We start from the raw sequence: 21583 nt of genomic DNA on the forward strand, positions 1-21583 counted from the left end.
CATCTGCCTGTCGTCGATGCCGGTGTTTTCTGGCAGCCGGTGGTCTTGCCGTCCAACCCCAGGCGTTTGCCCTCGTGCGCACAGCTGCCTCCGCGCATGTTGTCGCCGCCCGTGCCCATCGCGTCATCCCAATGCATCTCGACTCCCGACAAGTGTTGGAAGGGCGAATGGCTGCGCCGCGCTCCAGCACCCGCCATCGAAATCTTGATCTTCCTTGACCTAGGTCATGACTACATCTAGTAGTTAACAAGACCATAAAACGCTAGATATAGTGTTTGCGTCGCCAGGAGAAAGAGATGAACCACCGAGCAGCAGAGCACCACCTGAGCCTTCCCCGCGAGGTCATCAAGCGCAATGGCGTTCGCGTGAGCTTCAACGCACAGAAGATTTTTTCGGCCTTACGCCGGGCCGGAGAAGCCACTGGCGAGTTCGGATCCGATGAAGCCCAGGCACTTGGCGACGATGCCGTCAAAGTCCTCATCCATCGCTTTGGCAATCAGGCGCCAGCCGTCGAGCAGATCCAGGATGTCGTTGAGCACGCGCTCATCGCAGCCAATTACTTCAAGAGTGCTCGCGCCTACATCGTTTATCGCGAGCAGCATGCCAAGCTGCGGCAAGACTACAAAGCTCTGGTCGATGTGGAAAGCTCGGTGAATGAATACCTCAGTCGAGCCGACTGGCGCGTCAATGCGAACGCCAACCAGGGATATTCTTTGGGGGGGCTCATCCTGAACGTGGCGGGCAAGGTGACTGCCAACTATTGGCTTTCGCACGTCTATCCCGCCGAGATCGGCGAGGCGCACCGCAACGCCGATCTCCACATCCACGACCTCGACATGTTGTCCGGTTATTGCGCCGGATGGTCACTGCGCACGTTGCTGAACGAGGGACTCAATGGTGTCCCCGGCAAGGTCGAGGCGGGACCCCCACGACACATGACGTCTGCCGTTGGGCAAATCGTCAATTTTCTGGGAACCCTGCAGAACGAATGGGCTGGCGCTCAGGCCTTCTCATCTTTCGATACCTATATGGCGCCCTTTGTGCGCCGGGATCGGATGTCTTATCCCGCCGTGCGGCAGTGCATACAGGAGCTGATCTACAACCTCAACGTTCCCTCCCGTTGGGGAACGCAGACTCCATTCACGAATCTCACTTTCGATTGGACTTGCCCCGAGGATTTGCGCGGCCAAACTCCGCTGATCGGAGGCGAGGAGATGCCCTTCACCTACGGCGAGTTGCAGGTCGAGATGGATCTGATCAACCGCGCCTATATCGATGTCATGACGGCCGGTGACGCCAAAGGGCGCGTGTTCACCTTTCCGATCCCGACCTACAACATCACGGCAGATTTTCCGTGGGAATCCGAGAATGCCCAGCGGCTGTTCGAAATGACTGCCAAGTACGGGCTGCCCTACTTCCAGAACTTCATCAACTCCGACCTCACTCCCAACATGGTGCGGTCCATGTGTTGCCGCTTGCAACTCGATCTCCGCGAACTCCTCAAGCGCGGCAATGGCCTCTTTGGCTCGGCGGAGCAGACCGGTTCCGTCGGCGTGGTCACGATCAATTGCGCTCGACTCGGTTATCAGCACCGCGACGACGAGTCGGGTTTGCTCAGCCGACTGGATGCCCTGCTGGAGATGGGCAAGCAAAGCCTGGAGATCAAACGCAAGGTCATCCAGCGCCTCATGGACCAGGGCTTGTTCCCGTATACCAAGCGCTATCTCGGCACCCTGCGCAACCATTTTTCGACGCTGGGGGTCAACGGCATCAACGAGTTGATCCGCAACTTCACCGCCGACACGCAGGACATCACCACGCCCTGGGGCCATGCCTTTGCCGTGCGCCTTCTTGACCATGTCCGAAACCGGATCGTGGCCTTTCAGGAAGAGACCGGACATCTCTACAACTTGGAGGCTACGCCCGCTGAAGGCACCACCTACCGCTTCGCCAAAGAAGATCGCAAACGCTTTCCGGACATTCTTCAGGCTGGCACGGCGGCGCACCACTATTACACGAACTCGTCGCAATTGCCAGTGGGCTTCACGGATGATCCGTTCGAGGCCCTTGAGCGGCAGGAACCCTTGCAGTCCAGGTACACCGGAGGCACCGTGCTCCATCTCTACATGCGCGAGCAACTGTCCAGCGGCGCGGCATGCAAAGAGTTGATACGCCGCGCGCTGACGCGCTTTCGCCTGCCCTACATCACCGTCACGCCCACTTTTTCCATTTGCCCCAAGCACGGGTATCTGTCGGGCGAACACCCTTTCTGCCCCAAGTGCGATGAGGAAATCCTCGCGCGCAAACAGGGCCTGCTTGCCGCCTAGGGCCTTCACGGCCACAACAACCACTCTGGAGAACTGCCTTGTCACATGCCTATCAACCCACTGAACCCAACATGATGCAGCCGCGACTGCTCGATGACGAGCGCCAGCCATGCGAGGTCTGGACTCGCGTCATGGGCTACCACAGGCCGGTGTCGAGCTTCAACATCGGCAAGCAGGGCGAACACCTGGAGCGACGATTCTTCGCCGAGCAACCGAGCATGCCGAACATCTGAATCGCCAATACGGATGGATGCGTTGCGTGTGGGCGGGATCACCGCCCTGACCAGTATTGATTTTCCCGGCAAGCTCGCCGCCGTGATCTTCTGCCAGGGGTGCCCTTGGCGTTGCGGTTACTGCCACAACCCGCACTTGCTTGAGGCTGCTGCTCCAGTAGGCACGCCCTGGGAGTCCGTGCTGAACTTCCTGGAGCGCAGACGTGGGTTGCTGAACGGCGTGGTTTTTTCCGGAGGGGAACCCACGCTGCAAGCCGCGCTGGCCGAGGCCATGCAACAAGTGCGCGACCTGGGTTTCGAGATTGCGCTGCACACGGCCGGCATGTATCCCCAGCGCCTCGCAACGCTGCTCCCTCTGGTCGACTGGGTGGGGTTCGATGTGAAGGCGCCCTGGAGCCGCTACGACACGATCACGGGCACTCCAGGCAGCGGCCGCCGCGCAAGGACATCCCTGGATCATCTTTTGGCTTCGGGCGTACCCTTCGAATGCCGCACAACCTGGCGTGCGGGCCTCTTCAGCGAAGCAGAACTGTTGACCCTGGGCAAGATGCTCGCCGATCGGGGCGTGCGCCAATGGGTGGTGCAAGACTGCCGCTTGCCTGGGCAAACGCTGGCGCATCCATCAAGCCTGGATCGAGGCGGTTTGAGCAAGCAAATCCAGGGCCTGCAGATGCCCGGTTTCAAGCTACGCGGGGATGACGCCAACGCCTTTCGCCTCCCTTCACCCCTCCTGAATCAACGTTGAGATCCTTCATGGAATCCCCCATTTCGATGACCAAGCGGCAACCAGAACTCGTCTGTCCAGCGGGTTCCCTGCGAGCCCTGGAAATGGCAGTGGACGCAGGCGCAGATGCTGTCTATCTGGGTTTGCGCGGCGCCACCAATGCGCGCAACTTCGCAGGTTTGAACTTCGATGATGCACAGATTCATGCCGGCGTTGCCTATGCCCACAGGCATGGCGCTCAGGTCCTGATGGCACTCAACACCTTCGCCGCAGGGCAAGATCCGAAGCCCTGGTTTCGGGCGGTTGATCGCGCAGTCGAACTCGGGGCCGACGCTCTGATCGTGGCCGATATTGCCGTGCTGGCCCATGCGCGGCGTCATCATCCGGACATGCGCCTGCATCTATCCGTGCAGGCCTCGGCGACGTCCTACGCAGCGATCGAGTTCTACCGTGAGCACTACGCCATTCAACGCGCGGTTCTACCCCGCGTCCTGACCTTGTCGCAAGTGGCGCATGTCATCCGGCACACCAGCGTCGACATCGAGGTGTTCGGATTTGGAAGTCTTTGCGTGATGGTGGAGGGCCGCTGCGCGCTGTCGTCCTACGCAACCGGCCAGTCGCCCAACAATGCCGGTGTGTGTTCGCCACCTTCAGCCGTGCGCTGGGTCGATCGCCGCGACACCGTCGAAGCGCGTCTGAACGATGTCCTGATCGACCGCTACGCGCCCGATGAGCCACGGGCTTATCCAACCCTGTGCAAGGGCCGGTTCGATGTCGGCGGGGTGCGCGACTACGCACTTGAAGAGCCCACCAGCTTGAACACGCTCGAGCTGCTGCCCCAATTGATCGACGCCGGCGTCAAGGCGATCAAGATCGAAGGCCGCCAGCGAAGCCCCAGCTATGTCGCCGAGGTCACGCGGGTTTGGCGTGCCGCCATCGATCTGGCCGTATCGCCCAATCGCTATGCGGTGCTTCCGGCATGGTCGGCGCAACTTGCGCGGTGGGCTGAAGGGCAGCAGCACACGCTTGGCGCCTATGACCGGCCCTGGCGCTAGCAACTCGCGCAGCCCCCCTCAATGGATACACGCCATGACCGACCTCGTCACCACCCCAAGATTCGCATTGACAGTAGGCCCTGTTCAGTATTGGTGGCCAAGACCTGCGTTGATGCAGTTCTACGAGCATGTCGCTGACAGCGCTGCGGATACCGTCGTGCTGGGAGAGATCGTCTGCTCGCGCCGGCACGAGATGAAGCTCGCCGACTGGCTGGCGTTGGGGCGTGAATTGCAGGCTGCGGGCAAAGAGGTGATCCTGGCTTCTCAGGCCCTGGTGATGAGCGAGAGCGAGTTGCGCTCCGTGCGCGATCTGGTGAATCAGGATGAATTCGCGGTCGAAGCCGGTGACGTGTCGGCCATCCAGGCCCTTGTGCAGGCGCGGCGTGGGCCGCGTGATCTCCAGCCCTTTGTTCTCGGCCCCCATCTCAACATCTACAGCCGGGAGGCGCTTTTGGAACATGCCGCCTGGGGCGCAGGGCGATGGGTTGCCCCAGCGGAGCAATCGCTGGATGCCATTGCCTGCGTGAACCCAAGGGGCAATCCGGTGCGCGCGGTCAGTGGAGACGAGATCCCCACCGAGATTTGGGCTTTTGGGCGCCTGCCACTTTCATTCTCGGCGCGATGCTTCACCGCGCGGCATCATCACTTGCACAAGGACTCCTGTGCGTTCCGCTGCCTTGATGATGCGGACGGACTCTTGCTCAGCAGCAGCGAGGGCCAACCCTTCCTTTGTTTGAACGGAACCCAGGTTCAGTCAGCCGGCGTGCAAGCCCTGATCGGGGAGGCCCAGGCCCTGCAACAGGCGGGCGTCTCGCGCCTTCGGCTATCGCCTTGCAGCCAGGGCTTCATGGAAGTGCTCGCGCAGTTCGACGCCGTTTACAACCAGGGGGCATCGGCCGATGACGCACTGGCGACCCTGCGTGCGATGCGCTTGCCGGGCGCCTTGGTCAATGGTTACGCCCACCGCCAGCCCGGCATGCAATTTGTTCTGAACAGTGCCTGACGCCGAAGCGGCGTTGCTCTGGCAGAACTCCATCAAGGAATGTTGAACATGCCCATGTCGAAGCATGACTTCGCGATTTCGAGCGACGTTCCCCAGGGCGCTTCTGCCCGTTGGCTGAACGCCCTGGGGAGTGCCGCCGTGCACATTGCCGCATCCATTCCCGAACCGTTGCGCCAAGTCGTTCGCGCGTTGCCGATGCAACCTCCATCGTTTGCGCTGGCACGCCTGCTTGATCGCGTTTTGCTCCCGCACCTGGATTCCGAGACGCATTCGGCGTGGTCTGGGCGGGCGGTTTGCCTGGATCTCGAAGACCTTGGGCTGCGACTTCGCTTGCGGCTGAACGCTCAGGGGTTCAGGGTCGCGCCACTCGATGACCCCGCTGCGGTCACCATCCGCAGCACGAGCGCGTCCCTATGGCGCCTGGTGCGAGGCATCGACGATGCCGACCGGCTGTTTTTTGAGCGCGCACTGGTGATGGAAGGCGATACCGAATTCGGGTTGATGTTGAAAAACACGCTCGATGCCATCGGCCCCTTATGGCGCTGAGTACCGGCAAGCGATGACTGAAACCTGCGCGAACCGTCGAACCCGGCTTGGCGTATCGACCGATCGGTACGGCAGCCATGTGCATGCAACGCTTTCAAACCCGACGAGCCTGGAAATGACGACCACACTGACCGCACGCTTGCTGCAGGCCCTGAAACAGCGAGGGGCTACCGAAATTTTCGGGATTCCCGGCGACTTTGCCCTACCGCTTTTTCGCGAATTCGAGCGCTGCGCCGCCCTGCCCCTCTACACGCTTTCCCACGAACCAGGAGTCGGTTTCGCGGCGGATGCTGCCGCACGCCTGCGCGGCGGTTTGGGAGTGGCGGCCGTCACCTATGGAGCCGGCGCACTGAACATGGTCAACGCCGTGGCTGGCGCCTACGCCGAACGTGTCCCCGTGGTCGTGATCTCCGGAGCACCCGCCACGCACGAGGCCGCCAGCGGCTATCTGCTGCACCATCAGGTCAAGACCCTGGATTCGCAGTGGAAGATTTATCAGGAAATAACCGTCGATCGTGCCAGGTTGGATGATCCGTCCACCGCGCCGCAACACATTGCACGGGTGCTCGACACAGCACTGCGCGCATCACGTCCCGTCTACATCGAGATACCGCGGGACATGCCTGGACGGATCTGCGAGGCAGTACCCACCCTCCCCTGGCCCAAGCATGATGCGGAGGCTCTGGCCACCTGCGCCGATGAACTGCTATCGCGCCTGCAAGGCGCACAACACCCCGTCCTGATGGTTGGCGTGGAAGTGCGGCGCTACGCGCTGGAATCCCGCGTGGCCGAACTCACGCGCAGACTGGGGATTCCCGTGGTGACCAGTTTCATGGGGCGCGGTTTGTTGACCGGAGCCGAGGTTCCTCTGCGCGGCACCTATCTGGGTCTGGCTGGAGACCCGGCCATCGCCACCGAGGTTGAAAACTCCGATGCGCTGCTGCTGCTCGGCGTGATCGTGTCGGACACCAATTTTGCCGTGTCGGCCCAACGCATCGATCTTCGGCACGCCATCCAGGCGCTTGAGGGTCGTGTGGTGATGGGGCATCATGTCTACCCTGACGTACCGCTCGCGGCGCTGATCGATGCCCTGCTGGAGCGGGTACCGGCCGCGCAGGTCCAGCGGGCCGAACAGCGCTCGGAGGTTTTTTCACTCCCCGCAGAAGACGCTGAAGACGCGCCAGTCAACCCGCTCGACATTGCTGCTGCCGTCAACTCGTTGATGCAACGGCATGGCGCGATGCCGCTTGCCAGCGATGTCGGGGATTGCCTGTTCACGGCCATGGACATCGGGCCGACCGAACTCATCGCCCCAGGCTACTACGCGACCATGGGCTATGGCGTGCCGGCAGGGCTGGGCCTGCAGGCGTCCACGGGGCAGCGCCCCATCATTCTGGTCGGTGACGGTGCCTTTCAAATGACAGGGTGGGAATTGGGCAATGCCTGCCACTATGGATGGGATCCCATCGTTCTAGTCTTCAATAACTCGGCATGGGAAATGCTCCAGGTGTTCGAGCCTGGCGCTCGCTTCACCGCATTGCCGACGTGGGACTTTGCGTCGATGGCGACTGGCATGGGGGGTGACGGCGTTGTGGTGCGCACGCGCCTGGAACTCAAAAATGCGCTCGAGCATGCCCATGCCACGCGAGGACGTTTTCAGTTGCTGGACATTCGACTGGCACCGGGGGCGCTGTCACCAACGCTGGAGCGGTATGTGCACGCTGTGCGGCGGTTGTCGGCACCGGCTGGGTAGAACTCATCAACCGGCCAAAGCCATGCTGCCGAACCACTGCGCCGCGGGTGGCCTGGCCTTGGACGATGCTGAACAAACCTCCGCGATGCGCACGAGAGGCTTGTTCAGCGTAGGCCTAAACGCAGGGTCGAGGATTCTGGGATCTCGCGCCGGTCGGTGTGCTCGGGATTGCGCGATCGTGCTTGGCGATGGCGCCAGCTCGCCAAGCCCGGCGTCCTGCCTCAATCGCCAGCGCGAAGGCTCGCGCCATCTCGACCGGATCGCGCGAGCGCGACACCGCCGAGCACAGCAGCACGGCATCGAACCCCATCTCCATGGCTTGTGCGGCATGCGAAGGCGTACCGAGGCCGGCGTCCACGATCAGGGTGGCATCCGGCAGACGTTCGCGCAGCGTGCGCAGTGCGAACGGGTTGAGCAAGCCCTGTCCTGAACCGATGGGCGCGCCCCAGGGCATCAGCACCTCGCAGCCCGCGTCAAGCAGGCGCCGACAGGTCAACAGGTCATCCGTGCAGTAGGGCCAGACGACAAAACCCTCACGCACCAGCACGCGCGCGGCTTCCACGAGTTCGACGGGATCGGGCTGCAGGGTGTGCTCCTCGCCGATCACTTCGAGCTTGACCCAATGGGTCTGATAGAGCTCGCGTGCCATGTGCGCCATTTCGATCGCATCGCGCGCGCTGTAACACCCGGCGGTATTGGGCAGCAAACGTGCGCCACATGTCTCCAGGGTCTCGCGCAGGGCGGCGACGAAGCCATCGCTTTCCTGCGCAGCAAGAACCCGTTTGAGACCGACGGTCACGACCTGCGCGCCGGAGGCGCGAATCGAATCGCTCAGGGCCTGCGGCGATGGGTAGCTGGCGCTGCCCAACAGGAATCGGCTCTCGAGCTTGACGCCCGCGACACTCCAACCAGCGTCAGCGCCAGTCGTTGATTCTCGATACATGGCTTGAGTCCTTTGTCAGTTCAAGTCTGACGGTGGGTCTAAAAAAGAGAATGAGGTCGCCTACAGCGACCCTGCGCAGGGGTGCCGGGCTGCCGTGCCTGTGGTGGCGTCGTGCCAACGCCCGGACATCGCTGGCGTGCGGCATGGGCCAAGCATTCGCCCGCGCATGCACGCTCGGCCGTCTCGGAGCGCGAGCTTGCAAGATAGGTTTGGGGCTGTGCGGGAGTCGGGCTGTACGTCGGCAAGCTGTGTGTGAGCAAACTGCCATCCGCATGCATGTCAAGCCCCCTTCGATCGTGATGCAACTGAGTGTTCGGAGGGTGCCCCAGGCGACTGGCGCTTTCGGGGCGCCGCCAGCCTGGAATCCAAGCTCTCCTTCCGCCGGGACTAACCGGTTCAAGTTCGCGGGTTTGGTTTGACCATCTCAGCGCGTCGATTCGTGCACCCCGGAGCAGTGGAAATTCTGGCACAAGACGGCATGGCCGTCAATGCGACCAGCCGTCGATGCGCGTGTCGAAGACCGCACAAGATTCGCCCAACCAAGTGGGGCCCCAGGTCGTTTGCTCGAATGCGCTATGCGCCGCCGACGAACGAGAAATCGGCTTCTGGCTCGAGCCCGCTGATGATGCGCGCGATGCTCTTGCCTGAGCCGCAAGACAGGGTCCAGCCCAGGCTGCCGTGGCCGGTATTGAGAAAGAGATTGCGCAGGCGACTGCGCCCGATGATGGGGACGTTGCCCGGTGTCGCCGGGCGCAGGCCGGTCCAGAACCGCGCTTGCGCGCCGTCTCCCGCGCCCGGAAAGAGTTCCTCGACCCGTTCGAGGATGGCCTCGCAGCGCTTACGGTCAAGGTTTCGCTCATAGCCATTCAACTCGGCCGTACCTGCGATGCGCAAGCGATTGCCAAGGCGCGAAAACACGAGTTTGCAGGCATCGTCGCTCAACGAAACCTGGTGCGCCATCGCGGGGTCCTTCACCGGCATGGTCACCGAGTAGCCCTTGAGCGGATAGATGGGAAGCTCGATGCCCAGCGGCTTGGCGAGCAAGGCGCTCGTACTTCCCATCGCGAGCACGTAGGCATCGCCGCGTATGCATTGAAAGCGGCCATCCTCGTCGGTCGCCTCAACGTGGTCGATCTGCCCTCCCGCTTCATGCAGCGCAGTGACGGTGTGGCTCATCAAGAACTGCACGCCGTCGTCTTCGCAGCGCCCGGCGAGCTCGCGGGCAAAACAGTTCGCATCTCCCGACTCGTCCTCGGCGGTGAACGTGGCTCCGACGAGCTTGGCGCCGGTATGCCCCAGCGCGGGCTCGATGCGCACGGCCTCGTCGGCGGAAATGACGCGTCGATCACAGCCCAAGGCACGCATCCGGGCTGCAGCAATCGCCACGTTTTCAAATGCCTTGCGGCTTGTGTAGAAATGGAGAATGCCCTGTGCGCGGTGGTCATAGGCGATACCGCGCTCCTGGCGGAGTTGCCGCAGCACCTCACGGCTGTAGGTGCCGAGGCGAATCAGCTGCGCCGTATTGCGACTCGTACGCCCCGGTCGACATTCCGCCAGGAACTGCATGCCCCAGCGCCACTGCCTCGGGTCCATGCGCAAGCGGAACCGCAGCGGAGCATCCGCCCTTCCGAGCCACTTCAACAGTTGTAATGGCGCACTCGGGTTGGCCCATGGCTCGGCGTTGCTCACGGAAATCTGGCCCCCGTTGGCAAAGCTGGTTTCCGCGGCTGGTTTGGCCTGGCGGTCGACCACCGTGACCTCGTGACCCTGCTGACGCAGGAAGTACGCCGATGCGATGCCGATCAGACCGGCGCCGAGAACGATCACTTTCATCGGATGTCCCTAGGAAAATCTGCTTGCGAGGAAACGCGCCCCGGCGAGCCAGGTCCAAGCCACTGCGCTGACCGGAGCGAAGGCCAGCCCGCTCGGATGCTACGAGCCGGCTCCATGGTCCGACGGCGAAAGAGACCCCGTTTGAATGCGACGCTTGGCGCTTTCAATGCGCAATTCTTCCAGCGCAGTTTCGGACATGTTTTTCTGCACAAAAGCAATATGCTGCCTTGCGGCCAGCGCTGCGGCTTGCGAACTGCGGGCGCGCATTTTCTCCCAGATGTCCCGGTGTTGCTCGCGCAACTGCTGCCACTTCTCGGGGTGGGCATGCAGGTAGCGCAGATTTTTTTCCACATGATCCTGAATCAGTCGATGCAGGCTTGCACTGAGATGCGCGATCAGGACGTTATGGGATGCTTCGGCGATCGCTTGGTGAAATTCAACATCATTTTTGATGCAAGCCTGAAGGTCGTCTTGCTCATAGGCCAACTCCAACGCATCGAACGCCACACCGATGCGTTTCAGGTCGAAATCATTGGCACGTTCCGACGCCAATAGCGCGGCCTGGCTTTCCAGCATGTGCCGGAATTCCAACAGGTCGTGCTGCAGGGTCGGATGTCCGCTGAGCATATCTCTCCACGGATCGACGAAGCTTGCCTGCAGCCTGTCGGTCACGACCGTGCCCCCGCCCTGGCGCGTGCGTATCAGGCCTTTGGAGACCAATTTTTGCAGCCCTTCACGCAGGGATGGCCGTGACACACCAAGCTGCTCGGCCAGCTCACGCTCAGGCGGCAGACGATCCCCGGCCCTCAAGGAGCCCTCGAGGATGCGCCGTTCAAGGTCGCTTGCGATCGTATCCGACAGTTTGATGATATCCATGTGTATTGCCTCGTCCATTCCGGTATGACCAATTTTATTTTAAATCGAGGAAGCTTTTCAAATTCCGACAGATTCAGTCTTCTTTGCTGATTTCTTGACGATATGAAGGAACACCTTTCTAATAGACATAGGTCTTACCAAATGACCAATACTTTTTGAAAGCGTGAGGCTACAGAGACTCCAACCAGGGGTCGCGCCGAGAGTCGCCCGCACATCAAGCGTGCGAGTTGACGTCACCGAAGAGCGCAAGCCATTCCCAATCCATTCAACTTCCTGGAAGGAGACTCCATGACTCTGTCGACCGCCCTGCCTGCGGGCATTCTTTTTGCGCAGCCGCTGACGCCTGTAGCGGGCTCGCTGCTGCTGTCGTTTCTGGTGGCGGCCATACCCATTGCGGTGGCGCTCATCCTGCTCGGGGTGCTGCGCCGCCCCGCCTGGCAGGCCTCGCTGGCCGGGCTGATCGTGGGCCTTCTCGTGGCCGTGGCGGTGTGGGGCATGCCCGTGGGCCTGGCCTTGAACGCCGTTGCCGCGGGCATGGCGCTGGCGCTGGCGCCGGTGATGTGGATCGTCTTCAACGCCTTGCTGCTGTACAACGTGGCGGTCCAGTCCGGGCGCTTCGAGCAGTTTCGCCAATGGATGCTGGACCACCTGCCCGACGACCGCCGCCTGGTGCTGCTGGTGGTGGCGTTTTCCTTCGGCTGCCTGCTCGAAGGCATCGCCGGCTTCGGCACCCCGGTGGCCATCACCAGCGCCCTGCTCATCGGCCTGGGCTTTCCCGCCCTGGAGGCCCTCACCTACACCCTGATCTTCAACACCGCCCCGGTGGCCTTCGGCGCCCTGGGCGTGCCCATCACGGTGCTGGGGGCCGTCACCAGCATGCACCCGGACACCCTGGGGGCGATGGTGGGGCGGCAACTGCCGTTTTTTGCCTTCCTGCTGCCGTTTTATGTCGTCGGCCTGTACGGGGGGCTGAAATCGATCGCCAAGCTGTGGCCGGCGCTGCTGGTCTCGGGCGGCAGCTTTGCGCTCACGCAGTTCGCCACCTCCAACTTCATCAGCTACCAGCTCACCGACGTGCTGGCCTCGCTGGTGTCGCTCCTCGTCACCGTGGCCTTTCTCAAGACCTGGAAGCCCGAACCCGACCCGGCCTTTGCCGTGATGCGCACGCAGGCGCCGGCCCGGGGCGCGGCGCGCGTGGGCTATGGCGGCTGGATGCCGTGGGTCGTGGTCTCGGTGGTGGTCATCGTCTGGGTCAACCTCAAGCTGTTCCTGATCGGCGACACCCAGGTGCTGTGGCCCGGCTTGAACCAGGCGGTGTTCATCACCCTGTACCACAAGCCCTATGTGGCGCTGTGGGACTTTCAGCCCATGGGCACGGGCACGGCGATCCTGCTGTCGGCCATCATCGCGGCGGCTTGGACGCGCACCGGCGCGGGGGCGTTCTTCGGGTGTGTGAAGCGCACCTGGGTGCAGACGCGCATCGCCATCGCCACGGTGATGATGATCGTGGGCCTGGCCTTCTTGCTCAATTACTCGGGCATGAGCTACACGCTGGGCATGGGCGTGGCCTCCACCGGCGCGCTCTTCCCGCTGGTGTCGGCGTTCCTGGGCTGGATTGCGGTGTTTCTCTCCGGCAGCGACACCTCGGGCAACGCCCTGTTCGGCAACCTGCAGGTGGTGGCGGCGCATCAGCTGAACCTGAACCCGGTGCTGATGGCCGCCACCAACTCCTCGGGCGGGGTGATGGGCAAAATGATCTCGCCGCAAAACATCGCCACGGGCGTGTCCACGACGGCTCTCAAGGGCCACGAGGGCGCGGTGTTCGCCCGCACCTTCTGGCACAGTGTGCTGCTCACCCTGCTGCTGGGCTTGCTCGTCTTCGCCCAACAACACTGGCTATCCTGGATGATCCCGGCGATCAAGATCGTCCATCCCTGACCCTCAGGGCCTCCCCCTGGGGGCCCTCTGCAGTCCACACAAGGTGACATCATGGCAACCATGACCTGCATTGAAGATCTGCGCGTTCTCGCCAAGCGAAGGGTTCCGCGGATGTTTTACGACTATGCCGATTCAGGCTCCTGGACCGAGACGACCTATCGTTCCAATCAAGATGATTTCCAGCGCATCAAGCTCCGGCAGCGAGTGGCCGTCGACGTCGATCAGCGCTCGTTGCGATCGCGGATGATCGGGCAGGATGTCGCCATGCCGGTGGCGCTCGCGCCAACGGGCCTGACCGGGATGCAACATGCTGACGGCGAGATTCTGGCTGCGCGCGCGGCGGAGAAATGTGGCGTGCCCTTCACCCTCTCGACCATGAGCATCTGCTCCATCGAAGACGTCGCGGCACATACCAAGGCGCCATTCTGGTTCCAGCTCTACGTGATGCGCGACCGCGACTTCATCGAGCGTTTGATCGACCGCGCCAAGGCCGCCCGTTGCTCGGCCTTGATGCTCACCTTGGATTTGCAGATCCTGGGGCAACGCCACAAGGATTTGAAGAATGGCCTGTCGGCACCACCGAAACCGACCCTGGCCAATCTGCTCAATCTGGCGACAAAGCCAAGATGGGGCTTGGGCATGCTGGGAACCCGCAGGCATGGCTTCGGCAACATCGTCGGGCATGTCAAGGGGGTCGAGGACATGGGGTCGCTATCGGCCTGGACCAGCCAGCAATTTGACCCACGCCTGACATGGGAAGACGTGGCGTGGATCAAGAAGTGCTGGGGTGGCAAGCTGATTCTCAAGGGCGTCATGGACGCCGAGGATGCGCAGCGTGCCGCAGACTCGGGCGCGGATGCCCTCATTGTCTCCAACCACGGCGGACGCCAGCTTGATGGCGCGCCGAGCTCGATCTCGGCGCTGCCGGCCATCGTCGATGCCGTCGGTTCGCGCATCGAGGTTTGGATCGATGGCGGAATCCGCTCGGGCCAGGACGTGCTCAAGGCCGTCGCGCTGGGCGCAAAGGGCACCTTGATCGGTCGAGCCTTTCTGTACGGCCTGGGCGCTCAGGGCCAAGCTGGCGTCGAGCACTGTCTCAATATCATTCGGAATGAATTGGACATAACCATGGCATTTTGTGGGAAAACGGATATCCATCAGATCGATCGCGGCGTTTTACAGCACTCCCCTTGGTAATTGCCTGGCCATGGGTGGCTGCGTCTCGGCTTGAACGGCATCCTGGTCATCGAGACATGCGCCTCATGCAGATCGATGAAGACGGCGCCCACAGCAATCCGGAGCATGCATGGCCCCCCTCCTCTTGACCGTCGCGACAGGCGGCTTCGAGTCCGCCCGTCACATGGCTCTGCTCCCTGACGGTGACCGTCGTCGCAATCTGCATGGCCATGGCTTTCGGGCTTCGGTATTCGCGGAACTGCCAGACGGTTGGGCGCCTTTCCCCGGGGGCGAGGTGCCTGCCCTGCAGGGGCACATGCAGCAGGTTCTCGAACCGCTGAACTACGCACTCCTGAACCAGGTCATCGACCAGCCCACCGATGAGAATATTGCCCGCTGGGTTCGCAAGCACCTGGCGTTGCCGGGCATCCATCGCCTCGCGGTCCAAAGTACGGCAAACCAGGGCGTAGACCTCGACCGCGACGGGATGGTGCAGGTATGGCGGCGGTACCCCTTTCAAGCCGCCCACCGATTGCCGAACGTACCGATGGGGCACAAATGTGGCCGCATGCACGGCCATGGTTTCCAGGCCATCGTGCACGCGAACCAAACCCCCGGATCACGGCCTCTCGGCATCGACTACGACCAGCTCGACGAGGTTTGGGAGCCTTTGCACAACACCCTGAACCACACCTGCCTCAACGACATGGATGGTTTGAGCAACCCCACCAGCGAGCTCATCTCATCGTGGCTGTGGGCGCGTCTCAAGCCGACGTTGCCTGAACTGTCCAGGATCGACGTGTTCGAGACAGCCTCGAGCGGTGCCAACTTTGACGGCCGTGACTACGGCATTTGGAAGGACTTCACACTCGATAGTGCGGTGCAACTTCAACGCGCACCTGTCGGGAGCCGCGAGAGCGCGATCCATGGCCACACCTTCAGGTTGCGGCTACACCTGTGTGCACCCATCGACACCGTGATGGGTTGGACCGTCGATTTCGGAGACGTGAAGACGATCTTCGAGCCCGTGTTCAGGCGCCTTGATCATCAGCCCCTGCATGAGATGGCCGAACTACATGATGCTGATACGGCGAGCATCGCCGAGTGGATTTACAGAACGACCAAGGTGAGTTTGCCCCAACTGGTTCGCGTGGAACTCTTCGAAACCCAAGGATGCGGCTCGGTCGTCACCGAAAACCTCATGATTCCGGCTCTGCCGGTGTAGACGATGACCGACTCGGCCCGATCTGCGGCCTGGCGTCCGCGACGCCAGTGCAGTTGCAACGACCGCACGACAGGACAGCGGCCGAGACCAGCCTGTGGGGTTGCCGTCGCAGCAGATGCGGCCTGACAGCCCGATCGCTGGCAACATTTCGACAAATCTTTGGTGCTGCTACGCACCATGAGACCTGCCTTTGTTTGATGCGTGTCAAATTTGCTCGGAAATGGGGCCTGGAGAATACCCCCAGTGCCTTTCGCACACGCCTTGAAGAGGACTTCATCATGCGGATGTCCGCGCACGTTTGCACGCATACACCAGCTCGTTGCGGGCTCAGCCGTTGGCGCTGCAAGCCGCGATCCCTCGCCGTCACCGCGCCGTCGTTATTGGGCTCGATCCTGTTCAGCGCCCCGGCCCAAACCCTACAGATGCACTGCCAGGATGTGCAATGAACACGCGAACACCTGCCCGTCAAGAACTCCAAGGGCGCGGCATGCGCGACACGGAAGTGAAAAGCCTGAGTGCCGGCATCGGCGTCGTCAGCGAGTTGAGGTCCGTTCCTGACGCCACGATCCATCGTGTGAACCATGTCGATCCCTGTGATCAATGCTTTCAAAGCCGATCCTGCCTGCAGGCTGCCTTGCTGCGTGATGGATCGATGGATCGTCGCGGTGTGCCAGGAGCCGCCATTCGACTCAGCAAGGGCCAGCGACTTTTTGCAACCGGCCGGACCTTGGATCGCGTCTATGCAATCCGTGCCGGGTCGTTCAAGTCGGTGCTGCGATGTGCTGACGGAAGGCAACAGGTTCTCGGATTTCACGTCTCTGGGGACATGATGGGCCTCGATGGCTTCGCCGCTCAGCTCTACCTTTGCGATGCCGTGGCCATGGAGGCCAGCGAAGCCTGCGAAATCGATGCGCGGGCCCTGGAGTCAGCAGCACGGGACCACTCCATCCTGCGACGACGGATCCAATCGCTGATTGCCCAGAGCATGATGCGTGCGCAGCAAAACCTTCTCGTTCTTGGCAGCATGCAGGGTGCAGAGCGTTTGGCGCATTTTTTATTGGACTTGTCGGAGCGCTACCAGGCGCTCGGACTTTCGTCTCGCGAATTTGCGCTGCGGATGACCCGCAAGGACATAGGCAGCTATCTGGGCTTGTATTCGGAGACCGTCAGCCGACTCTTCGCGCGGCTTGAGCGTGCCGGGCTGATCCAGATGACGAGACGGCACCGGGTTCAGATCAGCGATCGCGCCGGCCTCGCGGCCCTGCTGTCCTCCCCGTCGGGGGATTGATGTCTCGCCCCCATTGCGAGCGCAGCGGCTTGATGGGGTCCGACGCATGGCCCAACCGACGGCTGTTGTGCGGAGCGCCAAGCAAACGCCCCATCACGCATGGCTTCAAGTCCCGGCGGCCTCGTGCCGCACCACTTTCACACCTTGCCTGGAAACGCCATCCATGTCAGCGCAACTGATTCCCACACCGCTTCTGCCCACTCGAATTGCCGTTGAGGATGACCTCAGCGAGCGTGTGTTCGTCCTGGCGGCTGAACTGTTCAGCGCCCTGGCGACACCCATTCGTTTACGCATTTTGGGCGCCATCTGCGCACAAGGCAAAAGCGTGAATGCCATCGTCGAGGCGGTTGAGTCCACACAACCCAATGTCTCGCAGCATCTCAAAATGCTGTATCTGGCAGGGATCGTGGCAAAACGTCGCATCGGCAATCAGATGGTTTACCGCGTGCAAAGCGAGGAGGTCCTTCAGTTGTGCGATCTGGTTTGCACCAGAATCGCCTCCGAGCTCGATCCTCAGGAGCCATGGAGCAAGGGAAAGACAATGCAAACCGCAAAACACCTCGGGGCCACACGCCCATTTTGACGAGCGCAGCGTTCCAGGCGTCGATGCAATGGAATGGCAACGGCATGCCCCGGCGTGGCGATCGACAACCCATCAAGGCCCCGCCTCCCCAAGTTGGCCCGCCACTGCCTTGATGGCCTCGGGATCGACCACATCGATGCGGTGAACCTGGCCGCGGATCCATCCCTGTTTTCTGAATGCGGAGAAAACCCTGCTGACCGTCTCCACGCGCAAGCGCAAATAGTCCGCGATGTCAGCTCGCGGAATATTGGGAAGAATCCGATGGCCGGGGCTGTTGCACGTCGCATCGGCATGCATGACTTTCATCATGTAGTAGGCCACGCGGACTTGCGAGCCGGATTGAATGACGTGCGTCAATTGGTAGGTTGGCAGGAGCCGTGTCGCCAGCGCCGCGCTGACTCGACCGCAAAGCTCTTTTGAAGCCCGACTCTTGCCCTTGATATTGCAAGCCACGCTGCACACGGATGTCATCGACATGGATGCCTTGAACTCCCTGTGCAGGGGCTCAAATTCAATCAGCGATTCAAGCGCAAACAATTGCCCGGGGAAACACAAATCGATGATCGAACTTTGGTGCACGGCATCGTTCCAGACGGATTTGACCGCGCCCGACCTGACCGCATACAGATGACTCGGCTGAATCAGGATGGGCGCACCGGCACGGAACGTCTCCACCTGAATTCTTGTTTGCGCTTTGCCGCGCGCATCCCCTAACAAGCCGAGCAAACCACACCGACTGCGACTCGGACAAAGCTGGCATGGAACGGCCTCGGCAGACAAACGAGGATCGACGCGTTGGGTGCTCATGGGAAAACCATCGCACTGCGTGTTCACGGAAACTCCAGTGTCCTGAGTTGGGGGTTCGTTGAACAAGTCGGCACATCAAGGAGATTCGCCGAAAACGCTGACAGGCAAGGCGTGGCGCGCAGCCAGGTTGGATGCCTGGCGAGCACCGCAACGCGGCATGTCGGCGTTTCTCGGCCAATGTCATCAACGAAACCTAACTCAGCACACTCGCTTGCCTGCGCATCAACGGATCAGCCGCTGGGCAACACACGTGTTGCCGTCTGATCCAGCTTGGGCGGTGTGGCGTGGGTGTGGAACGGCGCGGGTGATGGAACCTCCCATTCCAAGCCGTGCGCCCCTTCCCAGGGACGCTGCGGAGCCTTGGCACCATGCCCGCGCACGACAGGAAGCACCACGGCAAACAGGAAATAGGCCTGCGCCAGTCCGAACATGAACGCGCCGATCGACGAAATCATGTTGAAGTCGGTGAACTGCACCGGATAGTCGGCGTAGCGGCGCACCATGCCTCCGAGGCCGAGGAAGAACTGCGGGAAGAAGGTCAGGTTCGCGCCAATGAGCGAAAACCAGAAATGGATCTGCCCGGCACGCTCGTTGTACATCGTGCCGGTCCACTTCGGCGACCAATAGTAGAAGGCCATGAAAAGCGCGAACAGCACGCTGATGGCCATCGTGTAGTGGAAATGGGAGACCACGTAATAGGTGTTGTGCACCTGGATGTCGATCGGCGCCAGAGCCAGCACCAGGCCGGTGAAGCCGCCGATGAGGAACAGGACGATGAAGCCAACGGCCCAGAGCATGGGCGTCTCGAAGGTCAATGAGCCGCGCCACATCGTGGCCACCCAGTTGAAGATCTTCACACCGGTCGGAACGGCGATGAGCATGGTGGCGTACATGAAGAACAACTGACCGGTGACGGGCATACCGGCCGTGAACATGTGGTGCGCCCAGACGATGAAGGACAGGATGGCGATGGCCGCGGTGGCATACACCATCGAGCCGTAGCCGAACAAGGGCTTGCGCGAGAAGGTGGGCACAACCGTGCTCATGATGCCGAAGCACGGCAGGATCAGCACATAGACCTCGGGGTGACCAAAGAACCAAAGGAGGTGCTGGTAGAGCACCGGGTCCCCACCTCCGGCGGCGTTGAAGAAGCTGGTGCCGAAATGTCGGTCGGTCAGGGTCATCGTCACCGCACCGGCCAGCACCGGCATGATGGCGATGAGCAGGTAGGCGGTGATCAGCCAGGTCCAGGCGAACATGGGCATCTTCATCAGCGTCATGCCGGGCGCGCGCATGTTCAGGATGGTGACAATGATGTTGATCGACCCCATGATGGACGAGGCGCCAAGAATGTGGACCGCAAAGATCACCAGGTCCATGCCCATTCCCTGCTGAATGGTCAGGGGCGCATACAGCGTCCAGCCCACATCAGGGGCGCCGCCAGGAACGAAAAAGGCCACCACCCCGAGGAGTGCGGCAGGGATGAGCAGCCAAAAACTGAGGTTGTTCATGCGCGGGAAGGCCATGTCGGGCGCCCCGATCTGCAGCGGGATCATCCAATTGGCCAGCCCGGTGAGGGCTGGCATCACGGCAAGAAAAATCATGATGATGCCGTGCATGGTGGAAAACGCGAGATAAACCTGAGGATTGAGAAACTGGATCCCCGGCTCGAACAGCTCGGCGCGCATGCCTAGCGCCAGCACTCCCCCGACGAACAGCATCGTGAGGGCGAACACCAGGTACATCGTGCCGATGTCCTTGTGGTTGGTGGAAAACACCCAGCGCCGCCAGCCGTGTGGATGGTCATGGGCATGGTCGGCGCCGTGTGCGGGCGCGTGGACGGGATCGAGCACGGCGCTCATGGGGTACTCCTTTCAGGAAACGTGGTTGTATGCAATGGATTCGCACGGCATGGCGGAAACGTGCCATTGCTCGCCTGCTGGCGCCCAACAGGGCTCATGCGCTGTTTTCTGATTTTGTAGTGGCGTTTGCAGACCTGCCCTTCAGGGTTAGGCCGCATTCGGGTGATCCAGATCAAGGAGTTGCAAAATTCCCAGGGTGCGTTGACACGCATCCATGGACGGTGAGCCATGGCGGCTTGGTCCGCAGCGCAAGCTTGAGGCAAAAACGCCACAACTTCGCCGCAGGCAGCATCGTTCGCGTCGGGGAGCCACGTTTGAAGCCCGCTTCCATACGGGCTTTTCCATGGCTGCGGCCTGCATAATCAGCGCTTCGCCGACTCCGCCAGCCAAGCGCCCCCTGGGCCATGCCCACAGAACAAGAACTTTCCGCATTTCTTCGCAGCGTCGACAAGCGTGCCTTCAAGCGCGCGCAGTTTGCCACGCAAAACCCTGACGCCGCCCTGGACGTGGTGCAGGACTCGATGATCCGCCTGGCCGACAAGTATGGCGACCATGATCCCGCTGAATGGCCGATGCTGTTCCAGCGTATCCTGACCAATGCCATACTCGACTGGCACCGGCGGCAGAAGGTGCGATCGGCCTGGATGAGCAATTTGTCCGATTTCCAAGGCGCTGGCGACGGCGAAGAATTCGACTTGCTGGAAACTTTGGAGATTGAAGCCTGCTCAGAGCAACTCGAGGGAGCCGACCGTCAGCTCGAACGGAGCCAAACTCTGGCGATTTTGGATGGCGAAATTCAAAAACTGCCGGACCGTCAACGGGAGTCTTTCCTGCTGCGTTATTGGGAAGGGTTGGATGTCGCTGAAACGGCGGCGGCCATGGGTTGTTCCGAGGGCAGCGTCAAAACGCACTGTTCCAGGGCCACACATACCTTGGCCAAGGCACTCAAAGCGCAAGGTTTCGATCATGGACACACATAACAAAAAACTGAGTTTGACGGCGGCGGAGGCGCGTTTAGGCTATCAGGTCGCGGCGCGTCTGACAGAAGGCAACGAGCAACTGCCTGCGGACATCGCAGAACGGCTCAAAGGCATACGCCATATGGTGGTTGATCAGCACCGCCTGCAGCGAGCGCGGCATGCCCATGTCATGGTGTCGGCCCACAATGCCACGGCAACCCTGGGCGGGCCGGGAGAATCTTCATCCTGGCGCCTGCGGCTGGGCCTGTTGCTGGCGATTCCCACCTTGCTGTTTGGCCTGTATGCGCTGCAGCATTACCAGCAGGAGCGTTTCGTTCGCAAAATTGCCGATATCGATACGGCTTTGCTGCTCGATAACCTGCCGCCGCAGGCCTACGTTGATCCGGGCTTCACCAGCTATCTGCGGCAGAACGACGGATGAGCGGGCTGTT

19 protein-coding genes and 1 riboswitch are annotated in these 21583 nt (G+C 61.6%); of the genes, 14 read left to right on the forward strand and 5 right to left on the reverse strand.

What is annotated here, in order from left to right:
• Window positions 1-296 precede the first annotated feature (296 nt).
• From THIX_RS16220 to ipdC, 7 genes are all read left to right on the forward strand, one after another.
• Complete coding sequence (locus THIX_RS16220; RefSeq protein ID WP_112486998.1) at window positions 297-2327, forward strand: ribonucleoside triphosphate reductase; 2031 nt, start codon at window positions 297-299, stop codon at window positions 2325-2327.
• A gap of 71 nt (window positions 2328-2398) precedes the next feature.
• On the forward strand, window positions 2399-2560 hold the full coding sequence (gene nrdD, locus THIX_RS16225; RefSeq protein WP_112486999.1) for an anaerobic ribonucleoside-triphosphate reductase: 162 nt from the start codon (window positions 2399-2401) through the stop codon (window positions 2558-2560).
• 13 nt (window positions 2561-2573) lie between these two features.
• Window positions 2574-3305, forward strand: coding sequence for an anaerobic ribonucleoside-triphosphate reductase activating protein (locus tag THIX_RS16230; RefSeq protein ID WP_112487000.1), 732 nt, complete (start codon window positions 2574-2576; stop codon window positions 3303-3305).
• 8 nt (window positions 3306-3313) lie between these two features.
• Window positions 3314-4339, forward strand: a complete 1026-nt coding sequence (locus THIX_RS16235; RefSeq protein WP_233224600.1) for a peptidase U32 family protein — start codon at window positions 3314-3316, stop codon at window positions 4337-4339.
• Between the two features lie 34 nt (window positions 4340-4373).
• Window positions 4374-5342: a U32 family peptidase gene (locus THIX_RS16240; RefSeq protein ID WP_112487001.1), complete on the forward strand. Its 969-nt coding sequence runs from the start codon at window positions 4374-4376 to the stop codon at window positions 5340-5342.
• 138 nt (window positions 5343-5480) lie between these two features.
• Complete coding sequence (locus THIX_RS16245; protein WP_233224601.1) at window positions 5481-5888, forward strand: SCP2 domain-containing protein; 408 nt, start codon at window positions 5481-5483, stop codon at window positions 5886-5888.
• Between the two features lie 115 nt (window positions 5889-6003).
• Complete coding sequence (gene ipdC, locus THIX_RS16250) at window positions 6004-7641, forward strand: indolepyruvate/phenylpyruvate decarboxylase (RefSeq protein WP_112487002.1); 1638 nt, start codon at window positions 6004-6006, stop codon at window positions 7639-7641.
• A gap of 115 nt (window positions 7642-7756) precedes the next feature.
• On the opposite strand, the gene THIX_RS16255 is transcribed toward ipdC, so the two are convergent.
• From THIX_RS16255 to THIX_RS16265, 3 genes are all read right to left on the reverse strand, one after another.
• Window positions 7757-8584, reverse strand: coding sequence for a thiazole synthase (locus THIX_RS16255; RefSeq protein ID WP_112487003.1), 828 nt, complete (start codon window positions 8582-8584; stop codon window positions 7757-7759).
• 356 nt (window positions 8585-8940) lie between these two features.
• Window positions 8941-9043: riboswitch (TPP riboswitch) on the reverse strand.
• A gap of 114 nt (window positions 9044-9157) precedes the next feature.
• Entirely contained in the window at window positions 9158-10417 is a 1260-nt protein-coding gene (locus tag THIX_RS16260) for a D-amino acid dehydrogenase (protein WP_112487004.1), read from the reverse strand.
• Between the two features lie 99 nt (window positions 10418-10516).
• Window positions 10517-11293 carry an FCD domain-containing protein gene (locus THIX_RS16265; protein ID WP_112487005.1) on the reverse strand — a complete coding sequence of 259 codons (777 nt, stop codon included), beginning with the start codon at window positions 11291-11293 and terminating at the stop codon, window positions 10517-10519.
• A 288-nt stretch (window positions 11294-11581) separates the two neighbouring features.
• Here THIX_RS16265 and THIX_RS16270 point away from each other — a divergent pair, with 288 nt between their 5' ends.
• The 5 genes from THIX_RS16270 (at window position 11582) to THIX_RS16290 (ending at window position 17503) form a co-directional block, all read left to right on the forward strand.
• Window positions 11582-13231: an L-lactate permease gene (locus THIX_RS16270; protein WP_112487006.1), complete on the forward strand. Its 1650-nt coding sequence runs from the start codon at window positions 11582-11584 to the stop codon at window positions 13229-13231.
• 51 nt (window positions 13232-13282) lie between these two features.
• Window positions 13283-14428 carry an alpha-hydroxy acid oxidase gene (locus tag THIX_RS16275; protein ID WP_112487007.1) on the forward strand — a complete coding sequence of 382 codons (1146 nt, stop codon included), beginning with the start codon at window positions 13283-13285 and terminating at the stop codon, window positions 14426-14428.
• Between the two features lie 109 nt (window positions 14429-14537).
• Window positions 14538-15632: a 6-carboxytetrahydropterin synthase gene (locus tag THIX_RS16280; RefSeq protein WP_112487008.1), complete on the forward strand. Its 1095-nt coding sequence runs from the start codon at window positions 14538-14540 to the stop codon at window positions 15630-15632.
• 487 nt (window positions 15633-16119) lie between these two features.
• Window positions 16120-16920, forward strand: a complete 801-nt coding sequence (locus THIX_RS16285; RefSeq protein WP_112487009.1) for a helix-turn-helix domain-containing protein — start codon at window positions 16120-16122, stop codon at window positions 16918-16920.
• 163 nt (window positions 16921-17083) lie between these two features.
• Entirely contained in the window at window positions 17084-17503 is a 420-nt protein-coding gene (locus tag THIX_RS16290; protein ID WP_112487010.1) for a metalloregulator ArsR/SmtB family transcription factor, read from the forward strand.
• 72 nt (window positions 17504-17575) lie between these two features.
• Here the strand turns inward: THIX_RS16290 and THIX_RS16295 are convergent, their stop codons facing one another.
• Together THIX_RS16295 and ctaD are read right to left on the reverse strand one after the other, a co-directional pair.
• Window positions 17576-18310 carry a Crp/Fnr family transcriptional regulator gene (locus tag THIX_RS16295; RefSeq protein WP_146748591.1) on the reverse strand — a complete coding sequence of 245 codons (735 nt, stop codon included), beginning with the start codon at window positions 18308-18310 and terminating at the stop codon, window positions 17576-17578.
• 230 nt (window positions 18311-18540) lie between these two features.
• Entirely contained in the window at window positions 18541-20172 is a 1632-nt protein-coding gene (gene ctaD / locus THIX_RS16300) for a cytochrome c oxidase subunit I (protein ID WP_112487012.1), read from the reverse strand.
• A 404-nt stretch (window positions 20173-20576) separates the two neighbouring features.
• Here ctaD and THIX_RS16305 point away from each other — a divergent pair, with 404 nt between their 5' ends.
• The gene (locus tag THIX_RS16305) at window positions 20577-21152 is read left to right on the forward strand and encodes an RNA polymerase sigma factor (protein ID WP_112487013.1); all 576 of its coding nucleotides are present in this window, start codon (window positions 20577-20579) and stop codon (window positions 21150-21152) included.
• A 13-nt stretch (window positions 21153-21165) separates the two neighbouring features.
• Window positions 21166-21573, forward strand: coding sequence for a DUF3619 family protein (locus THIX_RS16310; protein ID WP_158540927.1), 408 nt, complete (start codon window positions 21166-21168; stop codon window positions 21571-21573).
• The last annotated feature ends 10 nt before the right edge of the window (window positions 21574-21583 follow it).

Source organism: Thiomonas sp. X19 (assembly GCF_900089495.1).
Lineage (GTDB): Bacteria > Pseudomonadota > Gammaproteobacteria > Burkholderiales > Burkholderiaceae_C > Thiomonas_A.

Coding starts and splice junctions, on each gene's coding strand:
- THIX_RS16220 (WP_112486998.1), top strand. CDS start 297: ATGAACCACCGAGCAGCAGAGCACCACCTGAGCCTTCCCCGCGAGGTC.
- nrdD (WP_112486999.1), top strand. CDS start 2,399: ATGATGCAGCCGCGACTGCTCGATGACGAGCGCCAGCCATGCGAGGTC.
- THIX_RS16230 (WP_112487000.1), top strand. CDS start 2,574: ATGGATGCGTTGCGTGTGGGCGGGATCACCGCCCTGACCAGTATTGAT.
- THIX_RS16235 (WP_233224600.1), top strand. CDS start 3,314: ATGGAATCCCCCATTTCGATGACCAAGCGGCAACCAGAACTCGTCTGT.
- THIX_RS16240 (WP_112487001.1), top strand. CDS start 4,374: ATGACCGACCTCGTCACCACCCCAAGATTCGCATTGACAGTAGGCCCT.
- ipdC (WP_112487002.1), top strand. CDS start 6,004: ATGACGACCACACTGACCGCACGCTTGCTGCAGGCCCTGAAACAGCGA.
- THIX_RS16255 (WP_112487003.1), bottom strand. CDS start 8,584: ATGTATCGAGAATCAACGACTGGCGCTGACGCTGGTTGGAGTGTCGCG.
- THIX_RS16260 (WP_112487004.1), bottom strand. CDS start 10,417: ATGAAAGTGATCGTTCTCGGCGCCGGTCTGATCGGCATCGCATCGGCG.
- THIX_RS16265 (WP_112487005.1), bottom strand. CDS start 11,293: ATGGATATCATCAAACTGTCGGATACGATCGCAAGCGACCTTGAACGG.
- THIX_RS16270 (WP_112487006.1), top strand. CDS start 11,582: ATGACTCTGTCGACCGCCCTGCCTGCGGGCATTCTTTTTGCGCAGCCG.
- THIX_RS16275 (WP_112487007.1), top strand. CDS start 13,283: ATGGCAACCATGACCTGCATTGAAGATCTGCGCGTTCTCGCCAAGCGA.
- THIX_RS16280 (WP_112487008.1), top strand. CDS start 14,538: ATGGCCCCCCTCCTCTTGACCGTCGCGACAGGCGGCTTCGAGTCCGCC.
- THIX_RS16285 (WP_112487009.1), top strand. CDS start 16,120: ATGCGCGACACGGAAGTGAAAAGCCTGAGTGCCGGCATCGGCGTCGTC.
- THIX_RS16290 (WP_112487010.1), top strand. CDS start 17,084: ATGTCAGCGCAACTGATTCCCACACCGCTTCTGCCCACTCGAATTGCC.
- THIX_RS16295 (WP_146748591.1), bottom strand. CDS start 18,310: ATGAGCACCCAACGCGTCGATCCTCGTTTGTCTGCCGAGGCCGTTCCA.
- ctaD (WP_112487012.1), bottom strand. CDS start 20,172: ATGAGCGCCGTGCTCGATCCCGTCCACGCGCCCGCACACGGCGCCGAC.
- THIX_RS16305 (WP_112487013.1), top strand. CDS start 20,577: ATGCCCACAGAACAAGAACTTTCCGCATTTCTTCGCAGCGTCGACAAG.